Annotated in this window: 13 protein-coding genes and 1 rRNA gene; 11 read left to right on the top strand and 3 right to left on the bottom strand. The window is 63.0% G+C overall.

Translation table 11 applies throughout. From position 1 onward, the window contains the following. The first annotated feature begins 31 nt into the window (after positions 1–31). From ACQ4WQ_RS23150 to ppnP, 9 genes are all read left to right on the top strand, one after another. The gene (locus ACQ4WQ_RS23150) at positions 32–1,267 is read left to right on the top strand and encodes an argininosuccinate synthase (protein ID WP_034759383.1); all 1,236 of its coding nucleotides are present in this window, start codon (positions 32–34) and stop codon (positions 1,265–1,267) included. A gap of 174 nt (positions 1,268–1,441) precedes the next feature. Then, entirely contained in the window at positions 1,442–3,253 is a 1,812-nt protein-coding gene (locus ACQ4WQ_RS23145; protein ID WP_436500297.1) for a methyl-accepting chemotaxis protein, read from the top strand. 4 nt (positions 3,254–3,257) lie between these two features. Continuing rightward, positions 3,258–3,713, top strand: coding sequence for a chemotaxis protein CheW (locus ACQ4WQ_RS23140; RefSeq protein WP_436500295.1), 456 nt, complete (start codon positions 3,258–3,260; stop codon positions 3,711–3,713). After that, positions 3,710–4,951 (top strand): CheR family methyltransferase, encoded by a 1,242-nt coding sequence (locus tag ACQ4WQ_RS23135; protein WP_436500293.1) that lies wholly within the window; start codon positions 3,710–3,712, stop codon positions 4,949–4,951. The genes ACQ4WQ_RS23140 and ACQ4WQ_RS23135 overlap by 4 nt, the downstream gene beginning before the upstream one ends. A 9-nt stretch (positions 4,952–4,960) precedes the next feature. Next, the gene (locus ACQ4WQ_RS23130) at positions 4,961–5,647 is read left to right on the top strand and encodes a chemotaxis protein CheW (protein WP_436500291.1); all 687 of its coding nucleotides are present in this window, start codon (positions 4,961–4,963) and stop codon (positions 5,645–5,647) included. Then, positions 5,644–7,956 (top strand): hybrid sensor histidine kinase/response regulator, encoded by a 2,313-nt coding sequence (locus tag ACQ4WQ_RS23125; RefSeq protein WP_436500289.1) that lies wholly within the window; start codon positions 5,644–5,646, stop codon positions 7,954–7,956. The genes ACQ4WQ_RS23130 and ACQ4WQ_RS23125 overlap by 4 nt, the downstream gene beginning before the upstream one ends. A 10-nt stretch (positions 7,957–7,966) precedes the next feature. Continuing rightward, positions 7,967–9,019, top strand: coding sequence for a chemotaxis-specific protein-glutamate methyltransferase CheB (gene cheB / locus ACQ4WQ_RS23120; RefSeq protein ID WP_436500287.1), 1,053 nt, complete (start codon positions 7,967–7,969; stop codon positions 9,017–9,019). A gap of 10 nt (positions 9,020–9,029) precedes the next feature. After that, on the top strand, positions 9,030–10,055 hold the full coding sequence (locus tag ACQ4WQ_RS23115; RefSeq protein WP_436500285.1) for a diguanylate cyclase: 1,026 nt from the start codon (positions 9,030–9,032) through the stop codon (positions 10,053–10,055). Positions 10,056–10,080: 25 nt separating this feature from the next. Further along, entirely contained in the window at positions 10,081–10,395 is a 315-nt protein-coding gene (gene ppnP / locus ACQ4WQ_RS23110; RefSeq protein WP_436500283.1) for a pyrimidine/purine nucleoside phosphorylase, read from the top strand. Here the strand turns inward: ppnP and murB are convergent, their stop codons facing one another. Then, positions 10,396–11,424 carry a UDP-N-acetylmuramate dehydrogenase gene (gene murB / locus ACQ4WQ_RS23105; protein ID WP_436500281.1) on the bottom strand — a complete coding sequence of 343 codons (1,029 nt, stop codon included), beginning with the start codon at positions 11,422–11,424 and terminating at the stop codon, positions 10,396–10,398. It lies immediately after the preceding gene. A 185-nt stretch (positions 11,425–11,609) separates the two neighbouring features. On the opposite strand from murB, the gene ACQ4WQ_RS23100 reads away from it, so the two are divergent. Continuing rightward, positions 11,610–12,095, top strand: a complete 486-nt coding sequence (locus ACQ4WQ_RS23100; RefSeq protein ID WP_034759416.1) for a YajQ family cyclic di-GMP-binding protein — start codon at positions 11,610–11,612, stop codon at positions 12,093–12,095. A 183-nt stretch (positions 12,096–12,278) separates the two neighbouring features. After that, a complete protein-coding gene (locus ACQ4WQ_RS23095; RefSeq protein ID WP_152259527.1) occupies positions 12,279–13,544 on the top strand; it encodes a nitronate monooxygenase in 1,266 nt (421 codons plus the stop codon). A 53-nt stretch (positions 13,545–13,597) separates the two neighbouring features. On the opposite strand, the gene ACQ4WQ_RS23090 is transcribed toward ACQ4WQ_RS23095, so the two are convergent. Continuing rightward, positions 13,598–14,896, bottom strand: coding sequence for a leucine-rich repeat-containing protein kinase family protein (locus tag ACQ4WQ_RS23090; RefSeq protein WP_436500754.1), 1,299 nt, complete (start codon positions 14,894–14,896; stop codon positions 13,598–13,600). Positions 14,897–15,006: 110 nt separating this feature from the next. Further along, positions 15,007–15,113: ribosomal RNA gene (gene rrf / locus ACQ4WQ_RS23085) — 5S ribosomal RNA — on the bottom strand; the annotation flags it as partial.

Genomic DNA, 15,113 nt, shown 5'->3' with positions numbered 1-15,113 from the left:
ACATACATCGACAACGACAACTGGAAGCAATATGAGCGACATTAAAAAAGTAGTCCTGGCCTATTCCGGCGGACTCGACACCTCCGTCATCCTGAAATGGCTGCAAGATAACTACCAGTGCGAAATCGTCACCTTCACGGCCGACCTGGGCCAGGGCGAAGAACTGGAACCGGCGCGCGCCAAGGCCATCAAATTCGGCATCAAGCCGGAAAACATCCATATCGAAGACGTGCGCGAAGAATTCGTGCGCGATTTCGTCTTCCCGATGTTCCGCGCCAACACCGTCTACGAAGGCGAATACCTGCTGGGCACCTCGATCGCCCGTCCGCTGATCGCCAAGCGCCTGATCGAAATCGCCAACGCCACGGGCGCCGACGCCATCTCGCACGGCGCGACCGGCAAGGGCAACGACCAGGTGCGTTTCGAACTGGGCGCCTATGCGCTCAAGCCAGGCGTGAAGATCATCGCCCCGTGGCGCGAATGGGATCTGCTGTCGCGCGAAAAACTGCTGAAGTACGCGGAAGACGCCGGCATCGAAATCGACATGAAGCACAAGAACGGCGGCGCGCCGTACTCGATGGACGCCAACTTGCTGCACATCAGCTTTGAAGGCCGCCATCTGGAAAACCCGAGCGCCGAAGCGGAAGAAACCATGTGGCGCTGGACCGTCAGCCCTGAAAAGGCGCCGGACGAAGCGGAATACCTGGACATCGAATACGAAAAAGGCGATATCGTCGCCATCAACGGCGTGCGCATGTCGCCCGCCACCGTGCTGGCCGAACTGAACAAGGTTGGCGGCAAGCATGGCGTGGGACGCCTGGACCTGGTGGAAAACCGCTACGTCGGCATGAAATCGCGCGGCTGCTATGAAACCCCGGGCGGCACCATCATGCTCAAGGCCCACCGCGCCATCGAATCGATCACCCTGGACCGCGAAGTGGCCCACCTGAAAGATGACCTGATGCCGCGCTACGCGTCGATGATCTACAACGGCTACTGGTGGGCGCCCGAGCGCGTCGCCCTGCAAACCCTGATCGATCACACGCAGGAAACCGTGAACGGCTGGGTACGCATCAAGCTGTACAAGGGCAATGTCATCGTCGTCTCGCGCGACTCGAAGACCGATTCGCTGTTCGACATGAACATCGCCACCTTCGACGAAGACGGCGGCGCCTACAACCAGGCCGACGCCGGCGGCTTCATCAAGCTGAACGCCTTGCGCATGCGCATCGCCGCCATCGCCCGCGAAAAGCGGGGCCAGAAGTAATTAGTTGCAGGGAGGCACCATCTCCCGCATCAAGCAAAGCCGCCCACGGGCGGCTTTTTTACGTTTGAAACGCACTCGTCCGCGATTTACGGCCCTGCACGCGCCCCATTTTGCTGTCCGCATGGCAAAATGCTACAGTGCAATTGTGCTGACCTTCCCGCTTCCGGAGCCCCCATGTTCAAAGACCTGAGTATCAAGAATAAACTGTACCTGGGCTTCGGCTCCATCGTGGCCATCATCCTGATCCTGCTGGGCGTGGCCTACAACAGCTTTTCGCGGCTGTCCGAGGCCAATGCATGGGACCGCCACACGATGGAAGTCTTGATCGAGATCGACAAGATCCACAATTCCATCCTGCAAATCCAGGTGGAAACACGCGGCTACATCCTGACCGGCAACGAAGCCTCGCTGACGCCGGAAACGGACGAGGCGGCAATGCTGAGCCAGCACACGCAAAAAGCCATCAGCATGACGGTCGACAACAAGCAACAGTCGGAACGCTTCCGCAAGATCGACCAGCTGAGCACCACCTGGGTCAAGGACTGGATCAATCCCCTGATCGAAAAGCGCCGCGCGCTGGGCAATGCGCCGGGCGCGACGGAATCGGTGGCGCGCACCATGCCGCCGTCCGGCTACCCGGCCGTCGCGCAAGCGAACAAGCTGCTCGACGAGGCGGCGGCCGAGGAAACCCGCCTGCTGGCCGAGCGCTCGAACACGACCAGCAAGCTGCAGGAAACCATGCTGCTGACCCTGTCCCTGGGCGGTCTGCTGTGCATCGTGCTGGCGCTGGGCATTTCCTACCTGCTGGGCCGCTCCATCCTCGGCCCGCTGAACAGCCTGACGGACGCCGTCGGGCGCATCGCCGGCGGCGAGCAGGGCGCGCGCGCCGCCATCATCTCGCGCGACGAACTGGGCAAGGTGACGGAAGAATTCAACCGCATGGCGCAAACCATCCAGGACAACCAGGCCAATGAACTGGCCGCCACCAACACCTTGCGGGCCAAGGTCGATTCCTTGCTGGAAGTGGTGTCGAAGGCGGCCTCGGGCGACCTGACGGGCAAGGTCAGCATCACGGGCAGCGATGCCATCGGGCAACTGGGCAATGGCCTGGCGAAGATGTTCGAAAACCTGCGCAGCCTGCTCAATAATGTACAAAAGGCCGGTATCCAGGTGACGACATCCGCCACGGAAATTGCCGCCTCGGCGCGCCAGCAGGAAGCCACGGGCATTGAGCAAGCGCAAACGAGCGTGGAAATTCTCAGCACCACCAAGGAAATCTCGGCCAATACGAGCCAGTTGCTCAAAACCATGGAAGACGCCACCGCCGTGGCCGACTACACGACGAATGCCACGGCCGAAGCGCAGAATAACCTCAAGCGCATGGATTCGACCATGCAGCACATGGTTTCGGCCACCGATTCCATCAACGCCAAGCTGGCCGCCCTGTCGGAAAAGGCCAGCAATATCAATAGCGTGCTGATCACCATCACGAAGGTGGCGGACCAGACCAACATCCTGTCGCTGAACGCCGCCATCGAGGCGGAAAAAGCGGGCGAGGCGGGCCGCGGCTTTTCCGTGGTGGCGACGGAAATCCGCCGCCTGGCCGACCAGACCTCCGTTTCCACCTGGGATATCGAGCAAATGCTCAAGGAAATGCAGTCGGCCGTGTCCGCCAGCGTGATGGGCATGGATAAATTTTCGGAAGAAATTCGCCGCAGCGTGGGCGAAGTGCGCCAGGTGGCCGAGCAGCTGTCATCCGTGATGGACCAGGTCCAAAAGCTCACGCCGCAGTTCGATGCCGTGCTGCAAGGCATGCAGTCGCAGGCCATCGGCGCCTCGCAAATCTCCGACACCATGATGCAGCTCAACGATGCCACGCAGCAGACGGTGGAGTCATTAAAAGCCACCAGCGAGGCGGTGCACCAGCTGCAATATGCGGCGGGCGACCTGCAGTCGAGCGTATCGACCTTCGCCGTCACCATCTGATCCCATGAAAGTGCTGCTCTTTCACATCGGACGCGACCGCTACGGCCTGCCACTGGCCAGCATCGTGCGCGTGCTGCCGCTGCTGGAACTGAAACAGTTGCCGCTCACGCCAGACTACGTGGCCGGCCTGATGGACTTGCACGGCACGCCCGTGCCCGTGATCGACCTGTCGCGCCTGGCCGGACTGCCGCCCGCCGCCGCGCAATTCGACACGCGCATCGTCATCGTCGACTACCGCGCGCCGGACGGCGCCATGCATGCGCTGGGCTTGCTCGCCTCGCAGGTGCGCGGCATCGCCGACATCGACCCGCAAGGGCTTGAAGACAGCGGCGTGGCGACGGCACCCTTCCTGGGCCAGGTGGCCAGCGATGCCGACGGCATCGTGCAGCTGGTGGAACTGGAACAGCTGCTGCCGCCCGACGTGCGCGCGCTGCTGTTTCAGGAAGCGAGCGCGGCATGACGGCACAAGCCCTGCTGCGCCGCGCGACCGGCCTGTCCGTCTCCAAATCCGTGGCCGAGCGGGCCGTCAACCAGCGCATGGAGCAGACGGGCTTTAGCGATAGCGAAACCTATCTGCAGGCGCTCACGCCGGCCGAAATGACGCAATTGATCGAGCTGGTGGTGGTGCCCGAATCGTGGCTGTTCCGCGATCCGCAGGCGTTCTACGCCACCGTCGAACTGGTACAGGAACGCTGGGCCCGGGGGCGCGCCACGCGCATCCTGTCGATCCCGTGCGCGGGCGGCGAGGAACCGTATTCGATGGCCATGGCGCTGCGCGACGGCGGCGTGCCGAAACAGGCGTTCAGCATCGATGCCTATGACCTGAGCCCTGGCTGCATCGAGCGGGCGCAGGCCGGCGTGTATGGGCGCAACGCCTTCCGCGCGCAGGACGTGGCCTTCCGCGAGCGCTATTTCACGCACGTGGCCGATGACGCCTACCGCGTCATCGATTCCTTGCGCGAGCAAGTCACCTTCAGGCAGGGCAATCTGCTGCAGTTCGATACCGCCAGCTACAGCAAACACTACGACGTCATCTTCTGCCGCAACCTGCTGATTTACTTCGACAAACCGACCACGCGCGCGGCCATCGCCAACCTGTCCGCCCTGCTGGCCGACGACGGCATGCTGCTGGCCGGCTATGCGGAAGTGCCGTCGTTCTGCCAGAACGGCTTCGCGCCGCTGCAGTTCCGCCAGGCCTTCGCCCTGAAGAAGGAAACGGCGGCGCCGGCCAGTCCCGTGCAAGTGGCGCCGCTGCCTGCCGCGCGTCCCCTGCGCAGCGTGCCGCGCGCGCCAGGGCGCGCTGCAGCAGCGGCCCCCTCTTCCGCCGCGCCGGCGGCGCCGCGCACGCGCCCCGTGTCCGTGCCGGCACCGGCAGCGCAAGCCGATTTGCTGGCGGAGGCGCGCCTGCTGGCCGACCGCGGCCAGTTGCGCGAAGCGGGCGAAAAATGCCACGCTCACCTTGCCCGCGTCCCCGAAGCGGCGGAAGCGTATTTCATGCTGGGTATCATCAATGAACTGGCCGGCAAGATGGACCTGGCCGACGACTACTGGCGCCGCTGCATCTACCTGCAGCCCGACCATTACGAAGCGCTGTGCCATCTGTCCCTGCTGGCCGAACGCAATGGCAACCACACGGCCGCCGCCACCCTGAAGGCGCGCGCGGCGCGCATCTACCAGCGCCGCCAGGCGTCCAACTAAGGGGCACGCATGACAACCATCATCGCCAGCGAGACTCTGGAAACCATCGACGACTGCTGGAACCATATCGGCGTGGTCGGCGACCAGAGTTGTCCCAAGCTGCCCGCCAACGTCCATTGCCGCAACTGCGACGTGTATGCGGGCGCCGCCCAGCGCAACCTGCAACGGCCCGTGGACGCGCACTACCAGCGCGACTGGGCCAGCCACTTCCGCCAGATCGATTCAGGCGGCGAAGTGCGCGACAGCTCGGCGCTGGTATTTCGCATCGGCCGCGAATGGCTGGCGCTGCCCACGCGCGTGTTCGACGCCGTGGCGCCGCAAGCCAAGCCGCATGTGCTGCCGCACCGCAGCGGGCGCGGCCTGTCCGGCATCGTCAATATCGGCGGCAAGCTGTATCCATGCATGTCGCTGGCACACCTGCTGGGCATCGACGAACAGGGCGCGCCGCCGTCCCGCGGCCGCCACACCTTTGCGCGCCTGCTGCTGCTGCGCTGGGAAGAACAGGCTTACGCCCTGCCCGTGGCCGACCTGCACGGCATCGTGCGCTACGCCTCGGCCAAGGTGCAGACGCCGGCGGCGACCATCAACAAGGGCCTGTCGCGCTTCCTGTCCGGCGTCATCACCGAGGGCGACATGCGCATCGGCTGCCTCGACACGGCGCTGATCGGCTTTCAACTTGCGAGACTATTACGATGAGCCAGGACCAGCACGGCGACCTGAGTGCCTTTTCCATGCTGGACCTGTTCCGCATGGAGGCGGACAGCCAGACCCAGATTCTCACCGACGGCTTGCTGGCCATGGAGCGCCATGCGGGCGACGCGACCGCCGTCGAGGCGATGATGCGCGCGGCGCACTCGATCAAGGGCGCCGCTGCCATCGTCGGCCTGCAAGTGGTGGTGCAGCTGGCGCACGGCATGGAAGACAGCTTTGTCGCCGCCCAGCATGGCCGCTTGAAACTGACGCCGGAACGGGTCGACGTGCTGCTGTCTGGCGTCGACCTGATCGTGCAGCTGTCGCGCCTGGACGACGCGGGCGCCGAAGCGTGGCTGGCCGCGAATGCGGCGCAGATCGACCAGACCCTGAACGCCATCGCCGGCATCGCCGACCTGCCCGAATTGCCGGCCCTGCCTTCGGCGCCGGCCCCCATGCCAGCGCCGGCAGCGGCCCCCTTGCCGCAGGAAGCGGCCGAACCGCAGGCTCCCGTCGCCAGCGGCCTGGCGGGCGAGGAGCCCGAGTCCGCGGCCGCGCCTGCGCAGCGCACGGGTGCCGCATCGGCCAAGGCAGCGGCGCAAAACTTCGACAAACTGCTGTCGCTGGCCAGCGAATCGCGCATCAATGCGCACCAGATGCACCCGTTCGTCGGCGCGCTGCAGCGCTTCAAGCGCAACCAGAGCAGCCTGTTTTCCGCCATCGAGCACCTGCACGAAGCCATTACCCGCTCGGCCGACCCGAGCCTGATGGAAAAGTCCCTGCTGGCGCTGCAAAAGACGCAACCGCTGAAGCAGTTCATGCTCGAGCACATCGCCGATATCGAAACCTACGAGCGGCGCCTGCTGGCCGTCTCGCAGGGCATGGTCGACGAAGTGCTGGCCCTGCGCATGCGCCCTTTCCGCGACGGCATCCACGCGTTTCCGCGCATGGTGCGCGACCTGGCGCGCAGCCTGGGCAAGGAAGTGCAGCTGGAAATCGAGGGCGAAGACACCCTGGTCGACCGCGATATCCTGGCGAAGATCGAAAGTCCGCTGAACCACATGCTCAGGAATGCCATCGACCATGGCATGGAAGGCCCGTACGAGCGCATCGACGCGGGCAAGGAAGCGCTAGGCACGATACGCATGGAAGCGCGCCATCGCGCCGGCATGCTGAGCATCGAGATCAGCGACGACGGGCGCGGCGTCGACCTGGAGAAGATCCGCCAGTCCGTCATCGAGCGCAAGATGGCCAGCCCCGCCATGGCCGCCGCGCTGTCGCCGGGCGAACTGCTGGAGTTCCTGTTCCTGCCCGCCTTCAGCCTGAAGGCCACGGCCAATCAATTGTCCGGACGCGGCGTGGGACTCGACATCGTGCACGAGACGATACGCCAGCAAAACGGCACGGTGCGCCTGGAATCGGAGCCGGGCCGCGGTTTCCGCGCCCTGATCACCCTGCCGCTGACGCAATCGATCGTGCGCGCGCTGGTGGTCGACGTGCACGGCGAAGCCTACGCCATCCCCATCGTCAAGGTGGAAAGCGTGGTGCGCGTGCCGCAAGCGGCCATCCATACCCTGGAAAACAAGCAGTTCTTCGAACTCAAGGGCGAGCATCTGGGCCTGGTGTCGGCCGCGCAGGTACTGGAACTGGGCGAAGCGGCCAGCCAGGCCGAGGACTTGCCGGTGGTGGTGATCGGCCGCGGCAAGCAAAGCTATGCGCTGGTGGTCGACGCCATCCGCGGCGAGCAAAGCCTGGCGGTGCAGGCCATCGACCCGATCTTCGGCAAGATGCGCGACATTTCCGCCGCCGCCCTGCTCGACGACGGCGAACCGGTGCTGATCCTCGACGTGCCCGATTTGCTGCTGTCGATCGACAAGCTGCTGCACGAAGGCGGCCTGCACCAGCTGGCGCAGGCCGGCCACGCGCAGCAGCGCCGCGCCAAGCGCATTCTCGTCGTCGACGATTCGCTGACGGTGCGCGAGATGGAGCGCAAGCTGCTGCTAGCGCGCGGCTTCGACGTCGACGTGGCCATCGACGGCATCGACGGCTGGAACGTGGTGCGCAGCGGCGAATACGACCTGGTGATCACCGACGTCGACATGCCGCGCATGGATGGCATCGAACTCGTTTCGCTGATCAAGAAGGACCTGCACCTGCACAAGCTGCCGGTGATGATCGTCTCGTACAAGGACCGTCCGGAAGACCGCGCGCGCGGCCTGTCCGCCGGCGCCGATTATTATCTGACCAAAGGCAGCTTCCACGACGAGACCTTGCTCGACGCGGTGGCCGACCTGATAGGAGATGCCCGCTTATGAGCTGTCATTCATGAAAATTGCCATTGCCAACGATGTCGCCATGGCCGCCGAGGCCCTGCGCCGGGTGGTCGCCAGTACGCAGGAACACCAGGTGCTGTGGATCGCCCGCACGGGGCTTGAGGCCGTGCGCATGTGCGAGGGCAACCGCCCCGACCTGATCCTGATGGACCTGAACATGCCGGAGATGGATGGCGTGGAAGCGACGCGCCTGATCATGGAGCAGAGCCCGTGCGCCATCCTCGTCGTCACGGGCCGCCCGCAGGACAATGTCAACCAGGTGTTCCGCGCGCTGGGCGCGGGCGCGCTCGACGTCACCGCCACGCCGGTGCTGCAGGGAGAAGTGGGCGGTGACAGCGAACTGCTGGCCAAGATCAAGACCATCGGCAAGCTGATACGCCACAGCGCCGAGCCACCGCCGCCGCGCCAGGCGAACGGCAATGGCGGCGAACGGAGCGACGGCCAGGTATCGACCCTGGTGGCCATCGGCGCCTCGACGGGCGGGCCCTCAGCGGTAGCCAAGGTGCTGGCCGGCTGGACGGCGCCGCCCGGCTGCGCCATCGTCGTGGTGCAGCATATCGATGAAACCTTCGCCTCGCACTTCGCCAAATGGCTGGACGACCAGCTCAGCATGCCCGTGCGCGTGATCGCCGAAGGCGACGAGCTGGTGTCCGGCACGGTACTGATCGCCAAGACCAATGATCACCTGCTGCTAGATCAAAATTATCGTTTGGGTTACGATGCAGCACCGCGCGACTATGTTTACCGCCCGTCCGTCGATGTCTTCTTCAACTGCGTGGCCCAGCACTGGCGCGGCGACGCCATCGGCGTATTGCTCACAGGCATGGGACGCGACGGCGGCGACGGTTTGCTGGCCATGCGCCGCGCGGGCAAGGCGACGATTGCGCAAGACCAGGCCAGCAGTGCCGTGTACGGCATGCCGCGCGCGGCGGCTGAACTCGATGCGGCGCAGCAAATCCTGCCCCTCGATAGAATAGGCGCCAGCCTGCGCAGCCGGTTGGGTGCCAAGCTCAACAATGGGTGGGAGCCCTCCCCTAACATCTGAAAAGAATGCAATGCCAGAATTCTCCTCCAGTTTCACCCAGCATGAGCCCGCATTGACCGAATTCAAGGTCAGCGTGCTGCTGGTGGACGACCAGCTGATCATTGCCGAGGCCGTGCGGCGCATGCTCAGCGACCAGCAGGATATCGAATTTCATTACGTGACCGACGCCACGCAGGCGCTGGACACGGCGCAGCGCTTGCAACCGACTGTCATCCTGCAAGACCTGGTGATGCCGGGCATCGACGGCTTCGCCCTGATTCAGCTGTACCGCGAAAACGCGGCGCTGGCGCACGTGCCGGTGATCGTGATGTCGGCCAAGGATGACCCGAAACTGAAGGCGCACAGCTTTGCCGTCGGTGCCAACGATTACGTGGTGAAACTGCCGGACCGCCTGGAGCTGCTGGCCCGCATACGCTACCATTCCAATGCGCACATCAGCCGGCTGCAGCGCGACCAGGCTTTTCGTTTCCTGCGAGAAAGTCAAAAGAACCTGGCCGACGCAAATATAGAATTGCAGAAACTGGCCGCCCTCGACGGCTTGACGGGCATCGCCAACCGCCGCCGCTTCGATGAAACCCTGCAATTCGAATGGCAGCGGGGTCAGCGCGACAAGACGCCGCTGAGCCTGCTGTTCTGCGATATCGACCATTTCAAGAGCTATAACGATCACTTTGGCCACCTGGCGGGCGACCTGTGCCTGAAAAAAGTCGCCGCCGTGCTGACGGAACATTTGAAACGCCCGGCCGACCTGGCCGCCCGCTACGGCGGCGAGGAATTCGCCCTGATCCTGCCGGAAACGGAAGCGGCCGGCGCGCTGCTGATCGCCGAAGCATGCCGGCGCCACCTGGAAGGCTTGCCGATCGAGAACCCGGCGGCAAGCACGGGCATCGTCACCATCTCGATCGGCGTGGCCACCGTCGTGCCGTCGCCCGACTCGACGGTCGAGCAACTGATCAACCGCGCCGACCAGGCTCTGTATGCGGCCAAGCGCGGCGGACGCAACAGCGTGCTGAGCGCCGCTGACGTCGAAGACTGATTTTTAACAGCAAGGAAAGTGAAGCATGAGCACACAACTGGACAATGTCAGCGTCGTCAAGAAGTCGAATATCTACTTTGACGGCAAATGCATCTCGCACAACGTCATCCTGGCCGACGGCACGAAGAAAAGCGTGGGCGTAATTTTCGCGTCATCGTTGCGCTTCAACACGGGCGCCCCGGAAATCATGGAAATCGTCGGCGGCCTGTGCAAGGTGCGCCTGGCCGACGCGACGGAGTGGAACAGCTATGGCCCGGGCACGCAATTCAAGGTGCCGGGCAATAGCTATTTTGATATTGAAACGGTGGAGACGCTCGATTACGTCTGCCACTTTGCTTAATTAGACAAACACAGGCTCGGGCGACAGGCGCACGCCATATTTCGCCTCTACATCATCCTGTATCGCTTCCGCCAGCCGGGTAATGTCCGCGCCACGAGCGCCGCCATTATTCACCAGAACCAGCGCCTGCTTGGGATACACTCCCGCGGGCCCCAGGTTTTTTCCCTTCCAGCCACATTGGTCGATCAGCCAGCCGGCCGCCAGCTTTTCCGTGCCATCGGGCTGCGCATGGTGCACCAAGGTGGGAAAGCGTGCCAGCAAGGCAAGACATTGCTCCCGTGACACCACCGGATTCTTGAAGAAGCTGCCCGCATTGCCGATCACGGCCGGGTCCGGCAATTTTCGCCGGCGGATCGCCATCACCGTTTCAGCCACCTGTTGTGCTGTCGGCTCGGCAAGATTGCGCTCAGCCACGGCCTGCGCCAGTTCCGCGTAGCGCAAGTTCGGCTGCCACTCGGCGGGCAAGGCAAACGTCACTTCCAGCACGATCAGCTCGCGTCCGTCCGCCTGCTTGAAGATGCTGTCGCGGTAGGCGAAGCGGCAGGCATCGCGGTCCATGTCGAAGACGATGCCGCTGCCGCTGTGCATGACGCTCACCTTATGCAGATAATCCTTGATTTCAACGCCATACGCGCCGATATTCTGGATAGGCGCCGCGCCCACCGTGCCGGGGATCAAGGACAGGTTTTCCAGCCCGCCCACGCCTTGCGCCAGGGTCCACTGCACGAAATCGTGCCAGTTTTCCCCGGCCGCGGCCGTGACGAGTATCGTCTCGAAGTCCGCCTGCGCCAGGCGCATGCCGCGCGTGGCCATGTGCAGCACGGCGCCGGGAAAGTCGCCCGTGAGCACGATGTTGCTGCCGCCGCCCAATATCAGGCGCGGCATGGCGGACAAGGCGGGGTCTTGCAGCGCGGCCTGCAATTCGGCCTGCGAAGTGATGCGTACGTAGGCGGCCGCATGGGCCGCGATGCCGAAGGTATTCAGGCGCTGGAGGTTGTAATTGTGTTCGATGGTGAGCTCTGGATGCATGGGATAGGGAAATTTTGCTCGATTATAGAGCGAAAGCGACAAAAAACCACCTCAGGACAAGGGCGACTTGCCCGTTGTCCGTTAAAATGTCGCATCTTTAACAGGGCCGTCCCATGGCGCAGAATCAGCCGCCAAGGCCCAGCGCGCCGAGCGCGCGCTCGCTTTAACAAGAAAAGGAACAGACCATGCCGTCATTTGATGTAGTCTCCGAAGCCGATATGATCGAAGTCAAGAATGCCGTCGAGCAATCCAACAAGGAAATCACGACCCGCTTCGACTTCAAGGGCAGCGACGCTCGCGTCGAACACAAGGAAAACGAATTGACCGCGTTTGCGGATTCGGAATTCCAGCTCAGCCAGGTGCGCGACGTGCTGACGAACAAATTGACCAAACGCAAGGTCGATGTGCGCTTCCTCGACGAAGGCGACATCAAGAAGATCGGCGGCGACAAGGTCAAGCAGATCATCAAGATCAAGAATGGCATCGAATCGGATGATGCCAAGAAAATCGTGCGCGTCATCAAGGACAGCAAGATGAAAGTGCAAGCGAGCATCCAGGGCGAAGCCGTGCGCGTCACGGGCGCCAAGCGCGACGACCTGCAGGCGGCCATGGCCATGCTGCGCAAGGACGTGCCCGACATGCCGCTGGAATTTAACAATTTCCGCGATTAATTTCGATGATGCGCACGCTCCGGCCTGCGCTTGCACCGGCATGGCGGCAAGCTGCCTCGGAGCGCCTGCCCGCTTGGGGTAGAATTGAAGCTGCGCACAGCTACATGCGCCCGCGCGCCTGACCGGCAGCGGGCTTGACCGTACATCTGGCTCAGTGATAACCACGGTAGTCTAAGGATAGCAATGAAACGTGTTGATGATTTCCGCCTGCGATTTGGCAAAAAAGAATATGTGCCCATCATGATAGGCGGAATGGGTGTGGATATTTCCACGTCGGAGCTGGCCCTGGAAGCGGCCCGGCTGAACGGTATCGGGCATATCTCCGATGCCATGGTGGAAGACGTGTCGGATCGCCGTTTCGACACCACCTTCGTCAAAGACAAGACGAAACTGTACAAGTTCAACATCAATAACAGCGACAAGGCCGTGGTGCAGTTCGACCTGGGCCGCCTGGCGGAAGCGCAGCGCCTGCATATCGGCCGCACCATGGAAGCGAAAAAAGGCGATGGCTTGATCTTCGTCAATTGCATGGAAAAGCTGACCATGAACGGGCCGCGCGAAACCTTGCGCGTGCGTCTGAATGCCGCGCTGGACGCGGGCATCGACGGCATCACCCTGTCGGCCGGTCTGCACTTCGGTTCGTTCGCCTTGATGGCCGACCATCCGCGTTTCCGTGACGCCAAGCTGGGCATCATCGTCTCGTCCGTGCGCGCCTTGCAGATTTTCCTGCGCAAGAACGCCAAGCTGGACCGCTTGCCCGACTTCATCATCGTCGAAGGACCATTGGCCGGCGGCCACCTGGGTTTCGGCATGGACTGGGCCAATTACGACCTGCACACGATCACGGCTGAACTGCTGGCCTACCTGAAAGCCGAACAGCTGGACATCCCGCTGATCGCCGCCGGCGGCATCTTCACGGGCAGCGATGCCGTCTCCTTCCTGGAAGCGGGCGCGGCCGGCGTGCAAGTGGCCACGCGCTTTACCGTCACCAAGGAATGCGGCTTGCCAAACAAGGTCAAGCAGGAATACTACAAGGCCTCGGAAGAAGACATCATCGTCAACGGCGTCTCGCCGACCGGTTACCCGATGCGCATGCTGAAAAACACGCCCGCCATCGGCGCCGGCATCCGTCCAGGCTGCGAATCGTATGGCTACCTGCTCGATGCGACGGGCAACTGCGCGTACATCAACTCGTACAACCGCGAAGTGGCGGCCCATCCGGAACAAAAAACCGTCGTCGTGATGGACAAGACTTGCCTGTGCACCCACATGCGCAACTTCAACTGCTGGACCTGCGGCCATTACACGTATCGCCTGAAGGACACCACGCATAAGCTCGACAACGGCGAATACCAGATCCTGACGGCCGAACACGTCTTCAAGGACTACCAGTTCAGCGTCGACAACCAGATCGCCCTGCCGGAAAAAGAAATCCAGGTACCTGGCTGAAGATTGCCAGCCTGAGATAAAAATGGCGCAGCCTGCGAAGGCTGCGCCATTTTTTATGCGGGGAGCATTTCTCGCAACGCCCATTCGATAGCGTCGAACCTGGGTCGCCGCAGTACCTCCTCCTGCAGGCACGCATCCAGCAAGGCCTGCAGGGGCGGCAAGGGCGCCGCACAATGTGCGACCAGCTCGCCCAGCAGCACGCCAAAGGCCCTCGCTTCTATGCCCTGCAGCAAGTCCCCTTGCCGCGTGCCTGGCGCAAACATGGAAGCCGCGCCGAAGTCGCCCAGCAGGCAGGCGCCGGCGTCCGCATGCAGGATATTGTGTGCATACAGGTCGCCATGCACGATCCCTCGCGCATGCAGCTGGCATACGGCCGAGGCGATGCCGTGGGCAATGGCCAGGGCTTGCGATGCGTCAAAGTGCACGCCCTCGGCATACACGTCACGCGTGCATGATGACAGGCTGGGCGGCCCGGCGAGGTTGCGGTAGGCCGCATCGATCAGCGGCATGACGAGTCCCAGCGCCCCTTGCGGATGCGCATCGAGCGTGCCGAGGATGGGAATCAGGCCAGGATGGGCACCGGCGCCGACACAGGCAGCCATTTCGCTGCGCGGCAAGCCGTCGCTGGTCATCGCCCCCTTGAATACTTTCACCGCAACATCCTCGGCATCATCGAGGCGGGCATGGTAAATCACGCCCGACGCGCCCTCGCCCAGCTGCTGCGCCAGTTGCAGGCGCTGCCAGGCCACGCCCGCCGTCCCGGCGCCGCTCAGGGCCGCCAGTTCACGCGCTTCCGTAAAGGGATTGCCCGCATACGCGAGCCAGCTCAGGCGTGGCAAGGACAGCAGGCAGTCGGGCAGCGTCGTAAAACGGTTGGCGGCGATGCGCACCAGTTCCAACCGGCGGCAATCGGCCAGGGTGGCGGGCAAGTGGCTCAGGCAATTTCCCGCCAGCATGAGTTTCTGTAGTTGCCCGCACTTGCCCAGCTCATCCGGCATGGACTCGATGACATTGTCGGTCAGGGTCAGCCAGCGCAGTGCCGATGGCAAGGCTGCGGCCGGCACGTGGCCGATCCGGTTCGCCTTGAAACCGATCATGTCCAGCGCAGGACAGGAACCGAGCACGGCGGGCAAGGTGGTGAACAGGTTATCCGAACAAAAAATGATGCGCAGCTTGCGCAGGCGCGGCAGCTCGTCAGGCAGCGAAGACAGCGCATTACCCGACAGGTCGAGGATTTCCAGGCTGTCGGCCAGGTCGAAGATTTCACGGGGGAATTCCGTCAAGCCGCACGACAGCTTCAGGCGGCGCAGGCCGGCCAGTTGGCCAGCGCGTAATTGTTCCAGCGTATGCATCGCAGACAAGATATCCCTTTCAAGGTAGCACGCGGTCAATGCCATGCATAAATCATTGGACGTAAAAAAACCCCAACCGGATCACCGGAAGGGGTTTTTTCGAATAACAAGCCTGACGATAACCTACTTTCACACTGGTTGCAGCACTATCATCGGCGCAAAGTTGTTTCACGGTCCTGTTCGGGATGGGAAGGGGTGGGACCAACTTGCTATGGTC

The organism is Janthinobacterium goodfellowi, from assembly GCF_051380695.1.
In the GTDB taxonomy this organism is placed as follows: domain Bacteria; phylum Pseudomonadota; class Gammaproteobacteria; order Burkholderiales; family Burkholderiaceae_D; genus Janthinobacterium.
The sequence above is the reverse complement of the archived record's forward strand: the minus strand, read 5'-3'. Positions and strand labels throughout refer to the sequence as shown.